Origin of the sequence: Streptomyces sp. SID10853 (assembly GCF_010548145.1) — a bacterium.
Classification (GTDB): domain Bacteria; phylum Actinomycetota; class Actinomycetes; order Streptomycetales; family Streptomycetaceae; genus Streptomyces.
Genome location: NZ_JAAGLN010000002.1, coordinates 31,836 through 48,024 on the forward strand (window position 1 = coordinate 31,836; position 16,189 = coordinate 48,024).

At 70.4% G+C, this 16,189-nt stretch carries 13 protein-coding genes and 1 pseudogene; 3 read left to right on the forward strand and 11 right to left on the reverse strand.

The window, feature by feature from the left end; genetic code table 11:
• The first annotated feature begins 1 nt into the window (after position 1).
• From G3I19_RS01100 to G3I19_RS01110, 3 genes are all read left to right on the forward strand, one after another.
• Positions 2-1,276, forward strand: a complete 1,275-nt coding sequence (locus G3I19_RS01100) for an MFS transporter (protein WP_164258429.1) — start codon at positions 2-4, stop codon at positions 1,274-1,276.
• Between the two features lie 75 nt (positions 1,277-1,351).
• The gene (locus G3I19_RS01105; protein ID WP_343234950.1) at positions 1,352-2,365 is read left to right on the forward strand and encodes a sigma-70 family RNA polymerase sigma factor; all 1,014 of its coding nucleotides are present in this window, start codon (positions 1,352-1,354) and stop codon (positions 2,363-2,365) included.
• Between the two features lie 324 nt (positions 2,366-2,689).
• Positions 2,690-3,682 (forward strand): aldo/keto reductase, encoded by a 993-nt coding sequence (locus tag G3I19_RS01110; protein ID WP_164258433.1) that lies wholly within the window; start codon positions 2,690-2,692, stop codon positions 3,680-3,682.
• Positions 3,683-3,747: 65 nt separating this feature from the next.
• Here G3I19_RS01110 and G3I19_RS01115 read toward each other — a convergent pair whose 3' ends face one another.
• From G3I19_RS01115 to G3I19_RS01165, 11 genes and pseudogenes are all read right to left on the reverse strand, one after another.
• Positions 3,748-5,064: an MFS transporter gene (locus G3I19_RS01115; RefSeq protein ID WP_164258435.1), complete on the reverse strand. Its 1,317-nt coding sequence runs from the start codon at positions 5,062-5,064 to the stop codon at positions 3,748-3,750.
• Positions 5,061-6,074, reverse strand: coding sequence for a glycosyltransferase family 4 protein (locus G3I19_RS01120; RefSeq protein ID WP_164258437.1), 1,014 nt, complete (start codon positions 6,072-6,074; stop codon positions 5,061-5,063). The genes G3I19_RS01115 and G3I19_RS01120 overlap by 4 nt, the downstream gene beginning before the upstream one ends.
• 181 nt (positions 6,075-6,255) lie before the next feature.
• Positions 6,256-6,840, reverse strand: a complete 585-nt coding sequence (locus G3I19_RS01125) for a GNAT family N-acetyltransferase (protein ID WP_343234947.1) — start codon at positions 6,838-6,840, stop codon at positions 6,256-6,258.
• A 118-nt stretch (positions 6,841-6,958) separates the two neighbouring features.
• Positions 6,959-7,288: an STAS domain-containing protein gene (locus tag G3I19_RS01130; RefSeq protein ID WP_164258441.1), complete on the reverse strand. Its 330-nt coding sequence runs from the start codon at positions 7,286-7,288 to the stop codon at positions 6,959-6,961.
• Between the two features lie 76 nt (positions 7,289-7,364).
• Positions 7,365-8,642, reverse strand: coding sequence for a thymidine phosphorylase (locus tag G3I19_RS01135; protein WP_164258443.1), 1,278 nt, complete (start codon positions 8,640-8,642; stop codon positions 7,365-7,367).
• Positions 8,643-8,778: 136 nt separating this feature from the next.
• Positions 8,779-9,168 (reverse strand): cytidine deaminase, encoded by a 390-nt coding sequence (locus G3I19_RS37185; protein ID WP_164258445.1) that lies wholly within the window; start codon positions 9,166-9,168, stop codon positions 8,779-8,781.
• On the reverse strand, positions 9,165-10,454 hold the full coding sequence (locus G3I19_RS37190) for an ABC transporter permease (RefSeq protein ID WP_164258447.1): 1,290 nt from the start codon (positions 10,452-10,454) through the stop codon (positions 9,165-9,167). Before G3I19_RS37190 ends, G3I19_RS37185 begins: the two co-directional genes overlap by 4 nt.
• Complete coding sequence (locus G3I19_RS01150; protein ID WP_164258449.1) at positions 10,451-11,581, reverse strand: ABC transporter permease; 1,131 nt, start codon at positions 11,579-11,581, stop codon at positions 10,451-10,453. Before G3I19_RS01150 ends, G3I19_RS37190 begins: the two co-directional genes overlap by 4 nt.
• A gap of 227 nt (positions 11,582-11,808) precedes the next feature.
• A pseudogene (locus tag G3I19_RS01155) lies at positions 11,809-13,341 on the reverse strand (ABC transporter ATP-binding protein); the annotation flags it as partial.
• Positions 13,342-13,524: 183 nt separating this feature from the next.
• Positions 13,525-14,583: a BMP family ABC transporter substrate-binding protein gene (locus tag G3I19_RS01160; protein WP_164258451.1), complete on the reverse strand. Its 1,059-nt coding sequence runs from the start codon at positions 14,581-14,583 to the stop codon at positions 13,525-13,527.
• A 152-nt stretch (positions 14,584-14,735) separates the two neighbouring features.
• Complete coding sequence (locus G3I19_RS01165; RefSeq protein ID WP_164258602.1) at positions 14,736-16,085, reverse strand: amidohydrolase; 1,350 nt, start codon at positions 16,083-16,085, stop codon at positions 14,736-14,738.
• Positions 16,086-16,189 lie beyond the last annotated feature (104 nt).

The window sequence follows — 16,189 nt, forward strand, 5'->3', positions numbered from 1 at the left end:
CATGCCTCCTGCCAGTACCGGGGCACTCACCACCGTGAGTGCCGCCGCCGCGCCCTCCCCGTCCGGGCAGCTCGAACCGGGCCGCCCCGGCTACCGCCGTATGAGCTTCGCGCTCTTCTCCGCGGGCATGGCGACCTTCGCCCTCCTCTACTCGACCCAGGCCCTGCTGCCCGCGATCAGCTCCGGGCTCGGCGCCACGGCCGGGCAGGCCAGCTGGACGGTCTCGGCGGCGACCGGCGGGCTCGCCGTGTTCGTACTGCCGCTGAGCGCCCTGTCCGAGCGGCTCGGGCGGCGCACCATGATGACCGCGTCCCTCTCGGTCGCGGTGGCCATCGGCCTGCTGGTGCCTTTCGTGCCGGACGTGGGCTCGCTGATCGTGCTGCGCGCCGTGCAGGGGGCCGCGCTCGCCGGGCTCCCGGCGTCGGCGATGGCCTTTCTCGCCGAAGAGGTGCGGCCCAAGGCACTGGTCGCCGCGATCGGGCTGTTCGTCGCAGGGAACTCCATCGGCGGCATGAGCGGCCGGATCCTGGCCGGCTGGGTCGCCCAGGCGGCGGGCTGGCGTACGGCGCTGGGCGCGATCGGCGTCCTGTCGGTCCTCTGCGCGGTCGTCTTCCGGCTGCTGCTCCCCCGCGCCCGGAACTTCACCGCGGTCCCGCTCGACCCGCGCGCCCTGGGCCGTACCGTCGCCACCCATCTCGGCGACCCGCTGCTGCGCAGGCTGTACGCGATCGGCGCGCTGTTCATGACGGTGTTCGGCGCGGTCTACACGGTGATCGGCTACCGGCTGGTGGGCGCGCCGTTCAGCCTGCCGCAGGGGCTGGTCGGCTCGGTCTTCCTGGTCTATCTCGTCGGTACGGTCTCCTCCGCGACGGCCGGCCGGCTCGTCGGCAGGCTGGGGCGCCGCGGCGCGCTCTACCTCGCGGTGTCGACGACTGCGGCGGGGCTGCTGCTCTCGCTGGCCGACACGATCGTGGCGGTGCTGCTCGGCCTCGTCCTGATCACCGCCGGTTTCTTCGCCGGGCACGCCGTCGCCTCCTCGTCGGTGAGCCACACGGCGAAGACGGGCCGCGCCCAGGCGTCGGCGCTCTACCAGTCCGCGTACTACCTGGGCAGCAGCGCGGGCGGCGCGCTGGGCGCCGCCGCGTTCCACGCCGATGGCTGGGCGGGCACGGTGGCGCTGGGTCTGCTCGCGGTGGGCGGCGTCCTCGCGATCACGCTGTACGGGTCGCACAGCGCGCGGGCGGCCGCACGGCGTGCGGTGGCGGGCGGCGTCTGACGGGCGGCCTGGCCCCGAAAAGGTGGTCGGCGGCTGATCCGCATGCCGTTGTCAGTGGGCCCCTGTAGTTTCGGAATCGCTGGTGCGAATCGGGAAACAAGCAGGGGGCACCCCATGAGCGACCTGGCGGCAACAGACCTCGACGCACGTCTGGAGAGACACCGGACAGAGCTCGCCGGTTACTGCTATCGGATGCTCGGTTCGTCCTTCGAGGCGGAGGACGCCGTGCAGGACACGATGGTCCGCGCCTGGCGGAGCTTCGACCGGTTCGAGGGCCGCTCGTCGCTGCGCTCCTGGCTCTACCGGATCGCGACCAACGTCTGCCTGGACATGCTGTCCGCGGGCAACAGACGGGCCCGCCCGATGGACCTGTCCGATGCCACCCCGGTGGCCAGAGCGGCGCTCAACGCCCGGCCCGAGGCGGCCTGGCTGGAGCCGGTGCCGGACGGCCGGGTGCTGCCGTCCCTGGTGGACCCGGCGGAGAAGGCGGTCGAGCGGGAGACGATCCGGCTCGCCTTCGTCGCCGCGCTCCAGCATCTGCCGCCCAAGCAGCGGGCGGTGCTGATCCTCCGCGAGGTGCTGGCCTGGAAGGCGAGCGAGGTCGCCGAGCTGCTCGAAACCACGGTCGCCTCGGTCAACAGCGCACTGCAGCGCGCCCGTTCGACACTCGCCGAGCGCGCGCCCGCCGATACGGACGCGGCCGATCCGCTGGACGAGGAGCAGCAGAAGCTGCTCGCCCGCTATGTCGCGGCCTTCGAGGGGTACGACATGGAGGCGCTGACCGCTCTCCTCCACGAGGACGCCACGCTGTCCATGCCGCCGTACGACCTGTGGCTGCGCGGCCACGACGACATCGTGGGCTGGATGCTGGGCGTCGGCTCGGTCTGCCGCGGCTCACGGCTCGTCCCGACCGTGGCCAACGGGACCCCGGCGTTCGCCCACTACCACCCGGGCGAGTCGGGCGGGTTCGACCCCTGGGCGCTCATGGTCATCGAGATCACGGACGGCCGGGTCGCCGGGATCACCTCGTTCCTGGACACGGAGCGCTGGTTCCCGCTCTTCGGCCTGCCGAAGCACCTGGAGGAGTAGCGGCGGCCCCCGGTGGCGCTGGGACGGTGCGGCGGCTCAGGCGTCAGGGGCTCGGGGCCGTGGCCGTGGCCGTGGTGAGGGTCTGCGAGGGCTGTGGTGAACGGCTCAGGACGGATGCCCGCCGCACGCGGTGTTCTGCTCGGCGGTGGACCGTTTTCCCCTCACCCGCACCGCCGCACCCGCCCCGCCGCACCCGCGCACCCGCCCCGCCGACGGGGGCCGCCCCACCGGCTTGACTTCGAGCGCGCTCCAAGTCCTAGTGTCCGAGGCGTTCTTCCCCCTCTTGACACCGCCCGGTCCGCCGGGCAGGAGGAGTATCCGCGCATGATCACCCGAACCACGCTCGGCTCGCCCGGTCTCACCGTCAGCGCGATGGGCCTGGGCTGCATGGGCATGAGCGAGAGCTACGGCGCCGCCGACTGGGACGGCGGCCTGGCCACCATCGACCGGGCCCTGGAGCTGGGCATCACGTTCCTGGACACCGCCGACGCCTACGGCACCGGGCACAACGAGGTGCTGGTGGGCCGGGCCGTCCACGGCCGCCGGGACCAGGTGCAGCTGGCCACCAAGTTCGGCATCGACCGCAGCGCCGGCGACCGGACGCGCCGCATCCGCGGTGCCCGGGACTACGTGCTGCGCTCCTGCGACGCCTCGCTGCTGCGGCTGGGCGTCGAGGTGATCGACCTGTACTACGCCCACCGCCCGCCCCAGGACGTGGAGATCGAGGAGACCGTCGGGGCGATGGCCGAGCTGGTCGAGGCGGGCAAGGTCCGCCATCTGGGCCTGTCCGAGGTCGACGGCGAGCTGCTGCGCCGGGCGCACGCGGTGCACCCGATCACCGCGGTGCAGAGCGAGTACTCGCTGTGGACCCGCGACGTCGAGGCCGTCACCCCGGTGATGGCCGAGCTGGGGGTCGGGCTGGTGCCGTACTCACCACTGGGGCGTGGGTTCCTCACCGGCACCCTGGACCGCTCCACGCTGGGCGAGAAGGACTTCCGGCGCACCAACCCCCGCTTCGCCGGCGAGGCGGGCAAGGCCAACGAGAAGATCGCACGGACCGTGCGCGAGGCGGCCGACCGGCTGGGTGCCACCCCGGCCCAGGTGGCGTTGGCCTGGGTGTACGCCCAGGCCGAGCGGCTCGGGGTGGCGGTGGCGGCCATTCCCGGCACCCGCAGCCCGGCCCGGCTGGAGCAGAACGCGGCCGCGCTGGACCTCACCCTGGACGCCGAGGCGCTGGCCACGCTGGCCCCGCTGAGCGACCAGGTGACGGGCGAGCGCTACACCCCCGCGCACACCGCCGAGGTCACTCGGGGTTAACCGGCGGCCTCGACGCGCACGCCCCGAAGCGGAGTTCAATGCGGGCTGGGCTCGGAAACAGCTTCTCAGGCGTCCGCGGTCAGGTGGCGCGGGGGACGCCGGTGGCGGCCCTCGGGCTGCGGCGCGAGGGCGATACTGACCCGGGGCACGCGCCTCGCGACGAGCGACACCGACATCGCGCGGCACGCCGTCATCACCACGACGATCGCCGTGACGGACAGCGTCACCGCCGCCCCGCCCCAGGCGATCGCCGTACGTGGCCCCCATGTCTGCGCCACCCAGCTCGCGGCCAGGGTGCCGAGGAACCAGCCTGCCCGGTACACGAGTTGGAAGATCGCCATCACCCGGCCGCGGAACTCCGGCAGCGTCTGGAGCTGCGCCAGGCTGAGCAGGCCCGCCCGCAGGACGAGGGAGACCATGCCGACCGGCAGCAGCACCAGACCGAGGGTCAGCAGGGACGGCATCGCCGCGGTGGCGAGTTCGAGGATCCCGAGCAGGAGACTGCCCACCAGCACCGTGCCCAGGACGACCTTGGTGCGCCAGGTCAGCCAGGCCCCGATGAGGGAGCCGACGGAGATGACGGCGAGCAGGACGCCGTACGCCCCGGCCTGCCCTGCGAGTTCGCGGGACGTCAGCAGGAGGAGCAGCGAGGGGAGACTCGTACCGAAGAGGCCGACGGTGCCGATGACGAGCAGCAGGAGCACGAGGCCGGGGCTGTGCCGCACGTATCCCCAGGCGCCACGCACCCGGGGGCGCCCGCCCGTTCGCCGGGGACGGACGTGGAGTTGCGCCGGGCGTACGAGGAGGAGCGCGGTGAGCATCGTCAGATAGGAGAGCCCGTTGAGCAGGGCCACCCCGCCCAGGCCCACCGCCCCCATGAGGGGGCCCGCCAGGGAGGAGCCGACGACCAACGACAGGTTGAGGATGACGTTGTTGAGCGTGACCGCCCGCCTGAGCAGGGTGTCGCCCGCGACTTCCGATACGAAGACCTGCTCCGTCGGCAGACCGATCGCGTTGATGCTGCCGATGCAGAGCGCGCTGACCACGAGGTGCCACACCGCGAGGGAGCCGCTGTACGCCAACAGGCCGAGCAGCAGGGCCATGAGGGCGAGCAGGGCGTGGGTGCACAGCAGCACCCGGCGCGGCGGGAAGCGGTCGGCGGCCAGCCCGCCCACCTGACTGAACAGCAGCATCGTGAAGATCGGTGCCGCGGTGACGACACCGAGCACGATGGCGTTGTGGCTGAGCCGGTAGGTGAACCAGCCCAGGGCCACGAGCTGTGTGTTGGTGCCGATCTGGGAGACGGTCAGCCCGGCGTAGTAGAGCCGTGGATTACGGGACGCGAGAAGCCCGGGCGACGTCTTGACCGTCCCGTCCGTCATCCGGCGACCTGTGCGTACAGGTGGGACACGCCTTCCATGAAGGCGTCGGCCGACAGCCGTTCCTCCGCCAGCGCCCGTACGGCCTGCCGGTCGCTGTCCAGCGCCTCGCGGATGTCCGCCATGACGAGGGACGGGTGGCGGTCGCTGTCGGCGCCGGTGAGGTTGTACCGCAGGAGGGAGTCGATGTTGTCCGCCGTGATGGGGCCGGCGTAGTGGTGGCCCGCGCAGAGCGTCGGAATACCCGTGGCCATGGCCTCCATCGCGCCGCGCCCGAGGGAGATCACCACGTCCATCTCCGCGAGGAGGTTGGGGATCGACTGGCACGGCACATGGTTGATGAGGATGATCTCGCTGCCGAAGCGGTCGCTCATGTCCCAGAATCCCGGGCCGTCGCCCGCCACGTACACGAGGAGTTCGTCGCGGTCGATGTTCTCGATGATCCGCCCGAGGAGGGCCTCGCGCCCGGAGTCCAGCCGGCAGTAGAGCAGGACCCGTGGCCGCCGGGCGCCGCTCCTGGTGAGGACGGCGGGGAAGCGCTCCAGGTCGACACCCTGGTGGGCGAGGACCGCCCGGCCCGGGGGGAGGTACCTGCGCTGCAGGGACAGCGCGTTCTCCGTCATGCACAGGAAGCGCTCGCAGCGCGCGACGAGGTAGTCGGACGACCGGCGGCCCGCGTGGTGGACGATCCTGAACGCCGGTATGTGCGCGTCGAACCGCATCAGCATCTCGTCGGGCACCTCGTCGACCAGGATCAGATCGGTCTTGTCCGACGGGTCCGTCTCCTTCTCCTCCGCCACGGTGACGGATTCCATGCCGCGGAACGTCGAGGTCAGGGCGAAGCTGGCGGGGGTGTCGACGACGAGCCGGACGGTGTGGCCCGCCCGGCTCATGGTCCGGATCAGGTCGAGGACGAAGCTGTGCTGGCCGTAGGTGTGGAAGCGCCCGTGCCGGCTGTACTTTCCGTCGTAGATGGCGTTGCTGCCGGTGGCGAGCAGGTAGGTGATGTGCACGCTTCCTCATCGGGTCGCTGAGTGGGGGGCGGGGCGTAAACCGTGGCTGATGCAGGACACGCCTGATGCCGGGCACGCCTGATACCGGACACGGACACGCCTCGGGGCGGCGGCTCCATGCGGAACCGTCGCTCGTTTCAAGGCAGTCGGTGGCGGGGCGCTCTGTCGGCGGACGGCGCGGTCAGGCGGCCTTCGGGTACTGCTCGAAGCCGAAGCGCCGGTCGAACTCGGCCTGGCGGTCCTCGTCGAAGAAGCGCACCATCTTGACCATCGGTCCCCAGCGCTCGTCCAGGCTCATGCCCTCGATGCTGAAACCGTGCTTCAACTGGAAGATCATCGCGGTGCGGTTGCTCGGGTGGTGCTCGGACGTCACCCGCTCGTATCCGACGGCCCGCAGGTACTCCAGGAGCTTGACGTAACAGAGCGCGGCGACGCGCTGCGCGCGGTATTCGGGCAGCATTCCGCTGGTGCCCAGGTAGAAGGTGTCGGGGTCGGCCATCCGGCCCTTCAGCCACCCCATGACCTTTCCGTCGCCGTCCTCCATGAGGATCCGCTCCTGGTGGAGCGTCCGGTACTCCGTGACCAGCTCCTGCGACTTGGGGCGGTACGGGTAGGCGTCCCGGTCGGGGAAGACGGACGCGTAGATCTCGCCGACCGCCTCCCGGAACGTCGCTTCGTCGACGCACCGGCCGACTCCGCTGCCCGCGCCCGGGAGCCGCACGGGAAAGAAGCGGCGGCGTATGTCGTCGATGGTCTCTACGGTCACTGCAGGTTCCGCGGTCTCTGTTTTTCGCATCACAGGATTCGATGATCGACTCGGTGGAAAAGTTCCCCACTCGGGCCGGACGGTCCCGATCCCGCCAGGCGCTATGGGTACGTCACGGCTACCGGGGCTCCGCGAGACCGGTCAGGGTCAGCAGTTCGGTCAGCGCGGGCGACGCGTTGCGGAGCCGTAGCCGGCGGCCGTACCGCAGTGCGGTGAGCCTGAGCCCGGCGACCGCCTCCACGGCGGGCAGGCCGGGCCGGACGAGACCGCCCACGTCGCAGTCGACCGCGCCCGCCGCCCGCCCGGCCGCCCCGGCGCCGTGCAGCAGCAGCCGCAGCTCCTCGCACAGGCGCGGGACATCGGCCCGGCCGACCGGGCCGGTGACCACGAAGACGAGCGGCTCGGTGACATCCACATCAGGGAGACCGGCGCGGCGCCCGGAACTCATCGCCGCTGCCGGTCCCACTCGTCCGTACGGTCAGGTGCTGCGGTCCAGGACGGTCAGGTGCTGCGGTCCAGGACGGTCAGGCGATACGGTCCAGGACGATCGGGTTCGCGGTGAACGCGGTGCCCGCGGGCGCGATGTCGTAGGCCCCGGTCAGCGACTCCAGCGCGTACGCGAACTTCTCCGGGGTGTCCGTGTGCAGGGTCAGCAGCGGCTGCCCCCCGGTCACCGTGTCACCGGGCTTGGCGTGCAGTTCGACGCCCGCGCCCGCCTGCACCGGGTCCTCCTTGCGGGCACGGCCCGCGCCGAGACGCCAGGCGGCGACCCCGATGTCGTACGCGTCGAGCCGGGTCAGCACCCCGCTCGACGGGGCGGTGACGACATGCTGCTCGCGGGCGACCGGCAGCGCCGCGTCCGGGTCGCCGCCCTGCGCGGCGATCATCCGCCGCCAGTGGTCCATCGCGGAGCCGTCGGCGAGCGCCTTCGCCGGGTCGGCGTCCTGCAGACCGGCCGCGTCCAGCATCTCGCGGGCCAGCGCGAGAGTCAGCTCCACGACATCGGCGGGCCCGCCGCCCGCGAGCACCTCGACGGACTCGCGCACTTCGAGTGCGTTGCCCGCGGTCAGGCCGAGCGGGGTCGCCATGTCGGTGAGCAGCGCGACCGTGCGGACCCCGTGGTCGGTGCCGAGCCCGACCATGGTCGACGCGAGGTCGCGGGCGTCGTCCAGGTTCTTCATGAAGGCGCCGGAGCCGACCTTGACGTCGAGGACGAGCGACCCGGTGCCCTCGGCGATCTTCTTGGACATGATCGAGGAGGCGATCAGCGGGATCGCCTCGACGGTTCCGGTGACGTCGCGCAGCGCGTACAGCTTCTTGTCGGCGGGGGCCAGACCGTCGCCCGCCGCGCAGATGACCGCGCCGACCGAGTCGAGGACGTCCATCATCTCGGCGTTGGAGAGCAGCGCCCGCCAGCCGGGCACGGACTCCAGCTTGTCGAGCGTGCCACCGGTGTGGCCGAGGCCGCGGCCGGACAGCTGCGGTACGACGGCCCCGCACGCGGCGACCAGCGGAGCGAGCGGCAGCGTGATCTTGTCGCCGACGCCACCGGTGGAGTGCTTGTCGGCGGTCGGCCTGGACAGCGCCGAGAAGTCCATCCGCTCACCGGAGTTGATCATCGCGGCGGTCCAGCGGGCGATCTCGGTGCGGTTCATGCCGTTGAGCAGGATCGCCATCGCCAGCGCCGACATCTGCTCGTCGGCGACCGCACCGCGGGTATAGGCGTCGATCACCCAGTCGATCTGCTCGGGGCTCAGCTCGCCCCGGTCCCGCTTGGTGCGGATGACAGAGATGACGTCCATGGAGTTGGCGTTCCTTCCGGCAGGGGGTTCATGACGTGATGCGTGATGCGTAACGCACGACTCTACGCGCATAGAGGGCAGAGCGAGAGGGGCGGCCCATGGCCCTTCCACGCGGTGGAAGGGCCATGGGCGCCCGTCAGTTCAGATGCTGCGGGCCGAACGCCTGCGGCAGCATCTCGGAGAGCGGCAGCACCCCTTCGGGGGTTTCGAGCAGCAGCCCCGGCCCGCCGAACTCGTACAGCAGCTGGCGGCAGCGCCCGCACGGCACGAGCACCGCGCCCGCACCGTCGACACAGGTGAAGTGGGTCAGCCGGCCGCCGCCGGTCGCCTGGAGCTGGGAGACCAGACCGCACTCGGCGCACAGCCCGATGCCGTACGAGGCGTTCTCGACGTTGCAGCCGACGACCGTGCGCCCGTCGTCCACCAGGGCCGCGACACCGACGGGATACTTCGAGTACGGGGCGTACGCATGGGACATCGCGCCCCGCGCGGCCTCCCGCAGTACGTCCCAGTCGACCTCTGTCACTTGCCCTGGCCCTTCCGGTAGCGCATACCGTCCGCCTTGGGCATCCGCAGCCGCTGCGCGGAGAGCGAGAGCACCAGCAGGGTCACCACATAGGGGGTGGCGCCCACGAAGTCGGACGGGACATCGTCGGTCAACAGGTACCAGACCAGGATGAGTACGGCCATGACCGCGCTGATCGCGCCCTGCAGCACCGCCTTGCGGTAGAGCTTCCACCCGGCGAGCAGCGCGAGGAGCACCACGATGAGCAGCAGCAGGGCGTGTACGGTCTCGCCGCCGTTGCGCAGCTGGAGCGCGTCCGAGAAGCCGAACAGGCCCGCGCCCATGGCGAGTCCGCCCGGCCGCCAGTTGCCGAAGATCATCGCGGCGAGACCGATGTAACCGCGGCCGCCGGTCTGGTTCTCCAGATAGATGTGGGTGGGCACCATCGCGAGGAAGGCACCGCCGAGCCCGGCGAGCCCGCCGGAGATGGCGACCGCCGCGTACTTGTACGTGTAGACGTTGACGCCCAGCGACTCGGCGGCGATCGGGTTCTCGCCGCAGGAGCGCAGCCGCAGCCCGAACGCGGTCTTCCACAGCACCCACCAGGTGCCCACGAAGAGCAGCACGGCGATGATCGTCAGCACCGACACATCGGTGACCAGGCCGCCGAGCACACCGGCCAGGTCGGAGACGAAGAACCAGTGGTGCTTCTCGACGGAGGACAGCCCGTCCGAGAGACCCGGCACGGTGACGTTCGGCATCGAGTCGACGGGCGGGGACTGCTTCGGGTTGCCTCCGGCGGCCGCGGCGGCGCCGTGGTTGAAGAAAATCTTGGCGAGGTACTGGGTGAGGCCCAGCGCGAGCAGGTTGATCGCCACACCGGAGACGATGTGGTCGACACCGAAGGTGATGGTGACGATCCCGTGGATCAGCCCGCCGAGCATGCCGAAGGTGATGCCCGCGAGCAGTCCGAGCCAGGGGCTGGACTGCCAGCCGATCCAGCCGGCCCCGAAGGTGCCGAGGATCATCATGCCTTCGAGGCCGATGTTGACCACACCGGCCCGCTCGGACCAGAGACCGGCGAGACCGGCGAGGCCGATCGGCACCGCGAGTCCGAGCGAGGCGCTGATCTGGCCCTCGGAGGTCAGCTGGTCGGCGCCGGTGACGATCCGCACCAGCGAGAGCAGGACCAGGGCGCCGGCGACGATCAGCAGGATCTTCGGGAGCGAGAGCCTGGAACGGCCGGACTTGGCGTTCGCCGCCTTGGGAGCCGCTGGCGGCGGAGTCTCGGTCATGGTCGCGGTCATGCCGTCACCTCCTGCTGGTTCGAGTGGGCGGCGGCCTGCGCGGCGAGTTCGGCGCCGACCTTCTGCTGCTGGCGCTTGAGTCCGTAACGGCGCACGACTTCATAGGCGATGACGACGCACAGGACGATGACGCCCTGGATCACGCCGAGGATCTCCTTGTCGTACCCCATGAATTCGAGGTGGTTGGTGGTGCGCTCCAGGAAGCCCCACAGGAGGGCGCCGAGCGCGATGCCGACCGGGTGGTTGCGGCCCAGGAGCGCGATGGCGATCCCGGTGAAGCCGATACCCAGCGGGAAGTCGTTGCTGTACATGTGGCTGTCGTTGAGCAGCGTCGGCATCCCGATCAGACCGGCCATCGCACCCGAGATGATCATGCTGGTGGCGACCATCTTCCTCACGCTGACACCGCTGGCCGATGCCGCGGACTCGGACTGGCCGACGGCCCGCAGGTCGTAGCCGAAGCGGGTGCGGCCCAGCACGAACCAGTACGCGACACCGGCCAGCGCCGCGATGAAGATGAAGCCCCAGAGCATCCCGGCCGGGCCGGTGTCGATGGAGAAGAACCAGGAGGACTCCGGCAGCGGCTTGGTGGAGACCAGGGTGCCCGCGTCGTCGAGCTGGCCGAGCCGGCCCGGCTGCATCAGATAGGCGATGACCGCGGTGGCGATCGAGTTCAGCATGATGGTCGAGATGACCTCGCTGACGCCCCGGGTCACCTTCAGTACGCCCGCGATACCGGCCCACATCGCACCGACCAGCATGGCGGTGACGATCATCAGCGGGATCTGGACGATGCCGGGCAGCGTCAGCGCGCCGCCGACGACGGCCGCGAAGAAGGCCGCCATCCGGTACTGGCCATCGACGCCGATGTTGAAGAGGTTCATCCGGAAGCCGACGGCCACCGCGATACCGGCGAGGTAGTACGTGGTCGCCTTGTTGAGGATGTAGATCTGGCTGTCACTGGCCGAGCCGTACGTCAGCATGTCGCTGAACGCGGACAGCGGGTTCTTGCCGGTGGCCAGGATGACCAGGGCGGTGACGACGAGGGCCGCCACCACCGCGAGCAGGGGGGCCGCTATCCCGAGGAGCAGCCGCTCCCGGTCGATGCGCGAGGTGTACTTCTTCATCGGTCCTCTCCCCCAGCTTCGCCGCCGGCGGTGTCCGGGGTCTCCGGGGTCTCCGGGGTCTCCGGGGTGTCCTGGGTCGTGCGGCTCTCCCGGGTCCTGCGGGGCTGCGGGATCCCCGGGGTTTTCGGAGCCTTCGGGGTGCCGGAGGTATTCGGGGCCTTCGGGGCGCCGGGGGCCTTCGGTGCGCCCGTCCCGTCCGGCAGGGCGTTGTCGCCGTTCCCGCCGTGTTCCAGGTGGCCGGCCGTGGCTCCGGTCATCGCCGAGCCCAGTTCCTCGGGGGTGATCGTCGCGGGGTCCGCGTCCGCGACCAGCCGTCCGCGGTACATCACCCGCAGGGTGTCGGACAGGCCGATCAGCTCGTCCAGGTCGGCGGAGATCAGCAGGACGGCCAGCCCTTCGCGGCGGGCCTCCTTGATCTGGTCCCAGATCTGGGCCTGCGCGCCGACGTCCACACCCCGGGTGGGGTGTGCGGCGATCAGCAGCTTGGGGCGGTGGCTCATCTCGCGGCCGACGATCAGCTTCTGCTGGTTGCCGCCGGAGAGGGAGGCCGCGGTGACGTCGATCCCGGGGGTACGCACGTCGTACTCGGCGACGATCCGTTCGGTGTCGGCGCGGGCCGCCTTGGCGTCGATCAGCCCGCGGCGGGAGTTGGGCCGCTCCGTGACATGGCCGAGTATCCGGTTCTCCCAGAGCGGTGCCTCCAGGAGCAGGCCGTGCCGGTGGCGGTCCTCGGGGATGTAGCCGACGCCGCTCTCCCGGCGCTTGCGGGTGGGCGCGTGCGAGATGTCGGTGGTGTCGAGGGTGATGACACCGCCGTCGGGGTCCCGCATGCCCATGATCGCTTCGACGAGTTCGGCCTGGCCGTTGCCCTCCACGCCCGCGATGCCGAGGACTTCGCCCTGGTGGATGGTGAAGGAGATCCCGGAGAGCACCTCACGTACGACACCGTCGGTGTCGACCGCGGTGAGCTTCAGACCGTCGAGGGTGAGCATCGGCGCGTCGGTGACCGTCGACTCACGCGTCTCGGGTGAGGGCAGCTCGCTGCCGACCATCAGCTCGGCCAGCTGCTTCGACGTGGTGGTCGCCGGGTCGGCGCTGCCCACGGTCGTACCGCGCCGGATGACGGTGATCTCGTCGGCGACGGAGAGCACCTCACCGAGCTTGTGCGAGATGAAGATGACCGTCAGGCCCTCGGACTTGAGCTCGCGGAGGTTGTCGAAGAGCGCGTCGACCTCCTGCGGGACCAGGACCGCGGTCGGCTCGTCGAGGATGAGCGTACGGGCGCCGCGGTAGAGGACCTTGAGGATCTCCACACGCTGGCGGTCGGCGACGCCGAGGTTCTCGACGAGAACGTCCGGGCGGACGTTCAGGCCGTACGCGTCCGAGATCTCCCGGATCTTGTTGCGGGCCTTGGCGCCGATCCCGTACAGCTTCTCGCCGCCGAGGACCACGTTCTCCAGGACCGTGAGGTTGTCGGCGAGCATGAAGTGCTGGTGCACCATCCCGATGCCGCGGGCGATGGCGTCGGCGGGGCTCGCGAACACGGCCTGGTCACCGTCGACGGCGATGGTGCCCTCGTCCGGCTTCTGCATGCCGTAGAGGATCTTCATCAGGGTCGACTTGCCGGCCCCGTTCTCACCGCACAGCGCGTGCACGGTGCCCTTGCGGACGGTGATGTCGATGTCGCGGTTGGCGACGACACCGGGGAATCGTTTGGTGATGCCGCGCAGTTCGACGGCGGGAGGGCTGGACGCGTTGATGGCGCACTCTCCTCGGGAGAAGGAGCGATGGGGCGGCGGAGCCCCGGCGGAGGCGGGGATGCGGTGAGACGCTAACGCGTCAACTATGCGCTACACGCGTAGAGTTGACACATTGTTATGGGCCCGGCGAGAGGTACGCAACCCTCGCACCGGGCCCAGGGTCTGCCGTGGGGAACAGCAGGGTCAGGGGGTCGTCCTGACCTTGACCTTGCCGTCCACGATCTTCTTCTGCGCGGCGGCGAGCTGGGTCTTGATGTCGTCGATGAAGCCACCGCTGGTGGCCAGCGAGACGCCGCCCTCGGCGAGCGAGTAGGTGTGCGTGCCGGTCATCGGCTTGCCCGCCCTGACCGACTTGACCAGGTCGTAGACGCCGATGTCGACGTTCTTGACGACGGAGGTCAGGATCGAGGACTTGTACTTCGCCAGCGAGGCGATGTTGTACTGGTCCGAGTCGACGCCGATCGCCCAGGCGCCCTTCTTGCCGTTGACGGCCTCGATGGCACCGTTGCCGGAGGAGCCGGCCGCCGAGTAGACGACGTCCGCGCCCTTGTCGAGCATGCCCTGCGCCGCCTCCTTGCCCTTGTCGGGGCTGGCGAAGCCGGAGGTGTCCGAGCCGTGGCTGAGGTACTGCCGGTCGATCTTGATCTTGCTGTTGGTGTCCTTGACGCCCTGGACGTAACCCGCCTCGAACTTCTTGATCAGCGGGACGTCCACACCGCCGATGAAGCCGACGTGGTGCGTCTTGGACTTGAGCGCCGCGGCGACACCCGCGAGGTAGGAGCCCTGCTCCTCGGTGAAGACGATGTTGTCGACGTTCTTGGCGTCGACGACCGAGTCCACGATGCCGAAGGTGACCTTCGGGTACTTCGCGGCGACCTGCTTCATCGAGTTCGCGTAGGCGTAACCGATGCCGACGATCGGGTTGTAGCCCGCGTCCGCGAGGTCGGTGAGCCGCTGGATGCGGTCGGCCTCGGTGTCGGTGGTCTTCGCGGTGAGTTCCTTGATGCTGCCGCCGAACTCCTTCTTCGCCTTGTCCATTCCGCGGGCGGCCGAGTCGTTGAAGGAGTGGTCCCCGCGGCCACCGACGTCGTACGCGACACCGACCTTGACGCCCTTGGACGAGCCGGACGAGGAGGACTTGGAGTCCTCCTGCTGGGTCGACGTGCTGCCACAGGCGGAGACGGAGAGAGCGAGAGCAGCGGTGGCTATGCCAGACGCGGCGATCTTGGTTACCCGGCGCAAGAGGAGGTCCCTTCAAACCAAACCTGGAAGCGCCTCTTCCGGCGCTGGTTTTCGCGAGGATCGTAACGCGCGTAGATGTCAGGTAAAGGCCCCTTCGGAACCTGTTATCGGATCGACGCGAACGGGGCCGGCCCATCCGGTGACCTGTGTGCCTACATCCGGTGTCCATCCAGCAGCGCGGCCGCGGTGAACAGTTCCACGGCGACCTCGACCGACGCCTCATCGGGGTCGAAGTCGCCCCGGTGCAGGTCGCCTCGGGCACTGTCGCCGGGCGTGCGCACACCGAGCCTGGCCATCGCACCCGGCACCTGCTCCAGGTACCAGGAGAAGTCCTCGCCGCCCAGGCTCTGCTCGGTGTCCTCGACCGAGTTCGGGCCGCGGCGCGCGGTCATGGCGTCACGCAACAGCTCGGCCACGGCGCCGTCGTTGACGACGGGCGGCACCCCGCGTACGTAATTGATCACCGACTTGGCCCGGTGCAGGTCGGCCACCTCGGCGATGGCCGCGTGCACCAGGTCGGGGGCGGCCCGCCAGGCGTCCAGGTCCAGGCAGCGCACGGTGCCGGAGAGTTCGGCGTGCTGCGGAATGACGTTGCAGGCGTGGCCGGCCTCGATCCGCCCCCAGGTCACCGCGAGCCCCGCCCGGGCGTCGACCCGCCGGGCCAGCAGCGCGGGGACCTCGGAGACGACCTTGGCGGCGGCGGTCACCAGATCGGTGGTGAGGTGGGGCCGCGCGGTGTGCCCGCCGGGGCCGTCCAGACTGACTTCGAGCCGGTCGCAGGCGGAGGTGATGGGCCCGGCCCGCAGCCCGATCCGCCCGGCGTCGACCTTGGGGTCGCAGTGCACACCGATGATCCGTCCGACGCCTTCGAGCACTCCGGACTCGATGGCGTCGGGGGCGCCGCCCGGGAGCACCTCCTCGGCGGGCTGGAAGATCAGCCGCACCGGGTACGGCAGCTGCCCGGCACGGTGCAGCCGGGCGAGCACGAGCCCGGCGCCGAGCACGGCGGTGGTGTGCACGTCGTGCCCGCAGGCATGGGCCATACCGGGCACGGTGGAGCGGTAGTCGCAGTCGGCCTTGGTGTCCGGGATGGGCAGCGCGTCGATGTCGGCACGGAGGGCGAGCATGGGGCGGGGCCCGGCGCCACCGTGAGTCCCCGGGGCGTCGCCACCACTGTCACCCCCGTCGGCGCCATTAGCACCATCGATGCCGTCGGCGCCATCGACGCCGATGTCGCAGATGAGGCCGGTCCCGGTGTTGAGCACCCGGGGCGCGAGCCCGGCCAGTTCCAGCCGCGCCTTGAGGGCGGCGGTGGTACGGAACTCGTGGTTGCCCAGCTCCGGGTGCCGGTGCAGATCACGGCGGAAGGCGATCAGCTCGGCACGGAGGGCGGCGGGCAGCACACCGGGCAGGGCCACGTCGGAGGCGGGGCGGCCACCACCAAGGGCATCACCGGCGCCGCCGGAGGGGCCGGGCTGCTCGGCATCGGACTCACGGGACATCAACTGGTTCACCTGTTCAAGGTTAGGCCCCTTCACTGCTCAACTAACCATCGATCAACAAAAGTTCAGCCGCTTAGGCGAAAGAATCATGGCGCGGCGGGCTT

What these genes read in the sequence shown, in the direction of transcription:
- G3I19_RS01100 (WP_164258429.1), top strand. Translation starts at nt 2, where the DNA reads ATGCCTCCTGCCAGTACCGGGGCACTCACCACCGTGAGTGCCGCCGCC.
- G3I19_RS01110 (WP_164258433.1), top strand. Translation starts at nt 2,690, where the DNA reads ATGATCACCCGAACCACGCTCGGCTCGCCCGGTCTCACCGTCAGCGCG.
- G3I19_RS01115 (WP_164258435.1), bottom strand. Translation starts at nt 5,064, where the DNA reads ATGACGGACGGGACGGTCAAGACGTCGCCCGGGCTTCTCGCGTCCCGT.
- G3I19_RS01130 (WP_164258441.1), bottom strand. Translation starts at nt 7,288, where the DNA reads ATGAGTTCCGGGCGCCGCGCCGGTCTCCCTGATGTGGATGTCACCGAG.
- G3I19_RS01135 (WP_164258443.1), bottom strand. Translation starts at nt 8,642, where the DNA reads ATGGACGTCATCTCTGTCATCCGCACCAAGCGGGACCGGGGCGAGCTG.
- G3I19_RS37190 (WP_164258447.1), bottom strand. Translation starts at nt 10,454, where the DNA reads ATGACCGCGACCATGACCGAGACTCCGCCGCCAGCGGCTCCCAAGGCG.
- G3I19_RS01150 (WP_164258449.1), bottom strand. Translation starts at nt 11,581, where the DNA reads ATGAAGAAGTACACCTCGCGCATCGACCGGGAGCGGCTGCTCCTCGGG.
- G3I19_RS01165 (WP_164258602.1), bottom strand. Translation starts at nt 16,085, where the DNA reads ATGTCCCGTGAGTCCGATGCCGAGCAGCCCGGCCCCTCCGGCGGCGCC.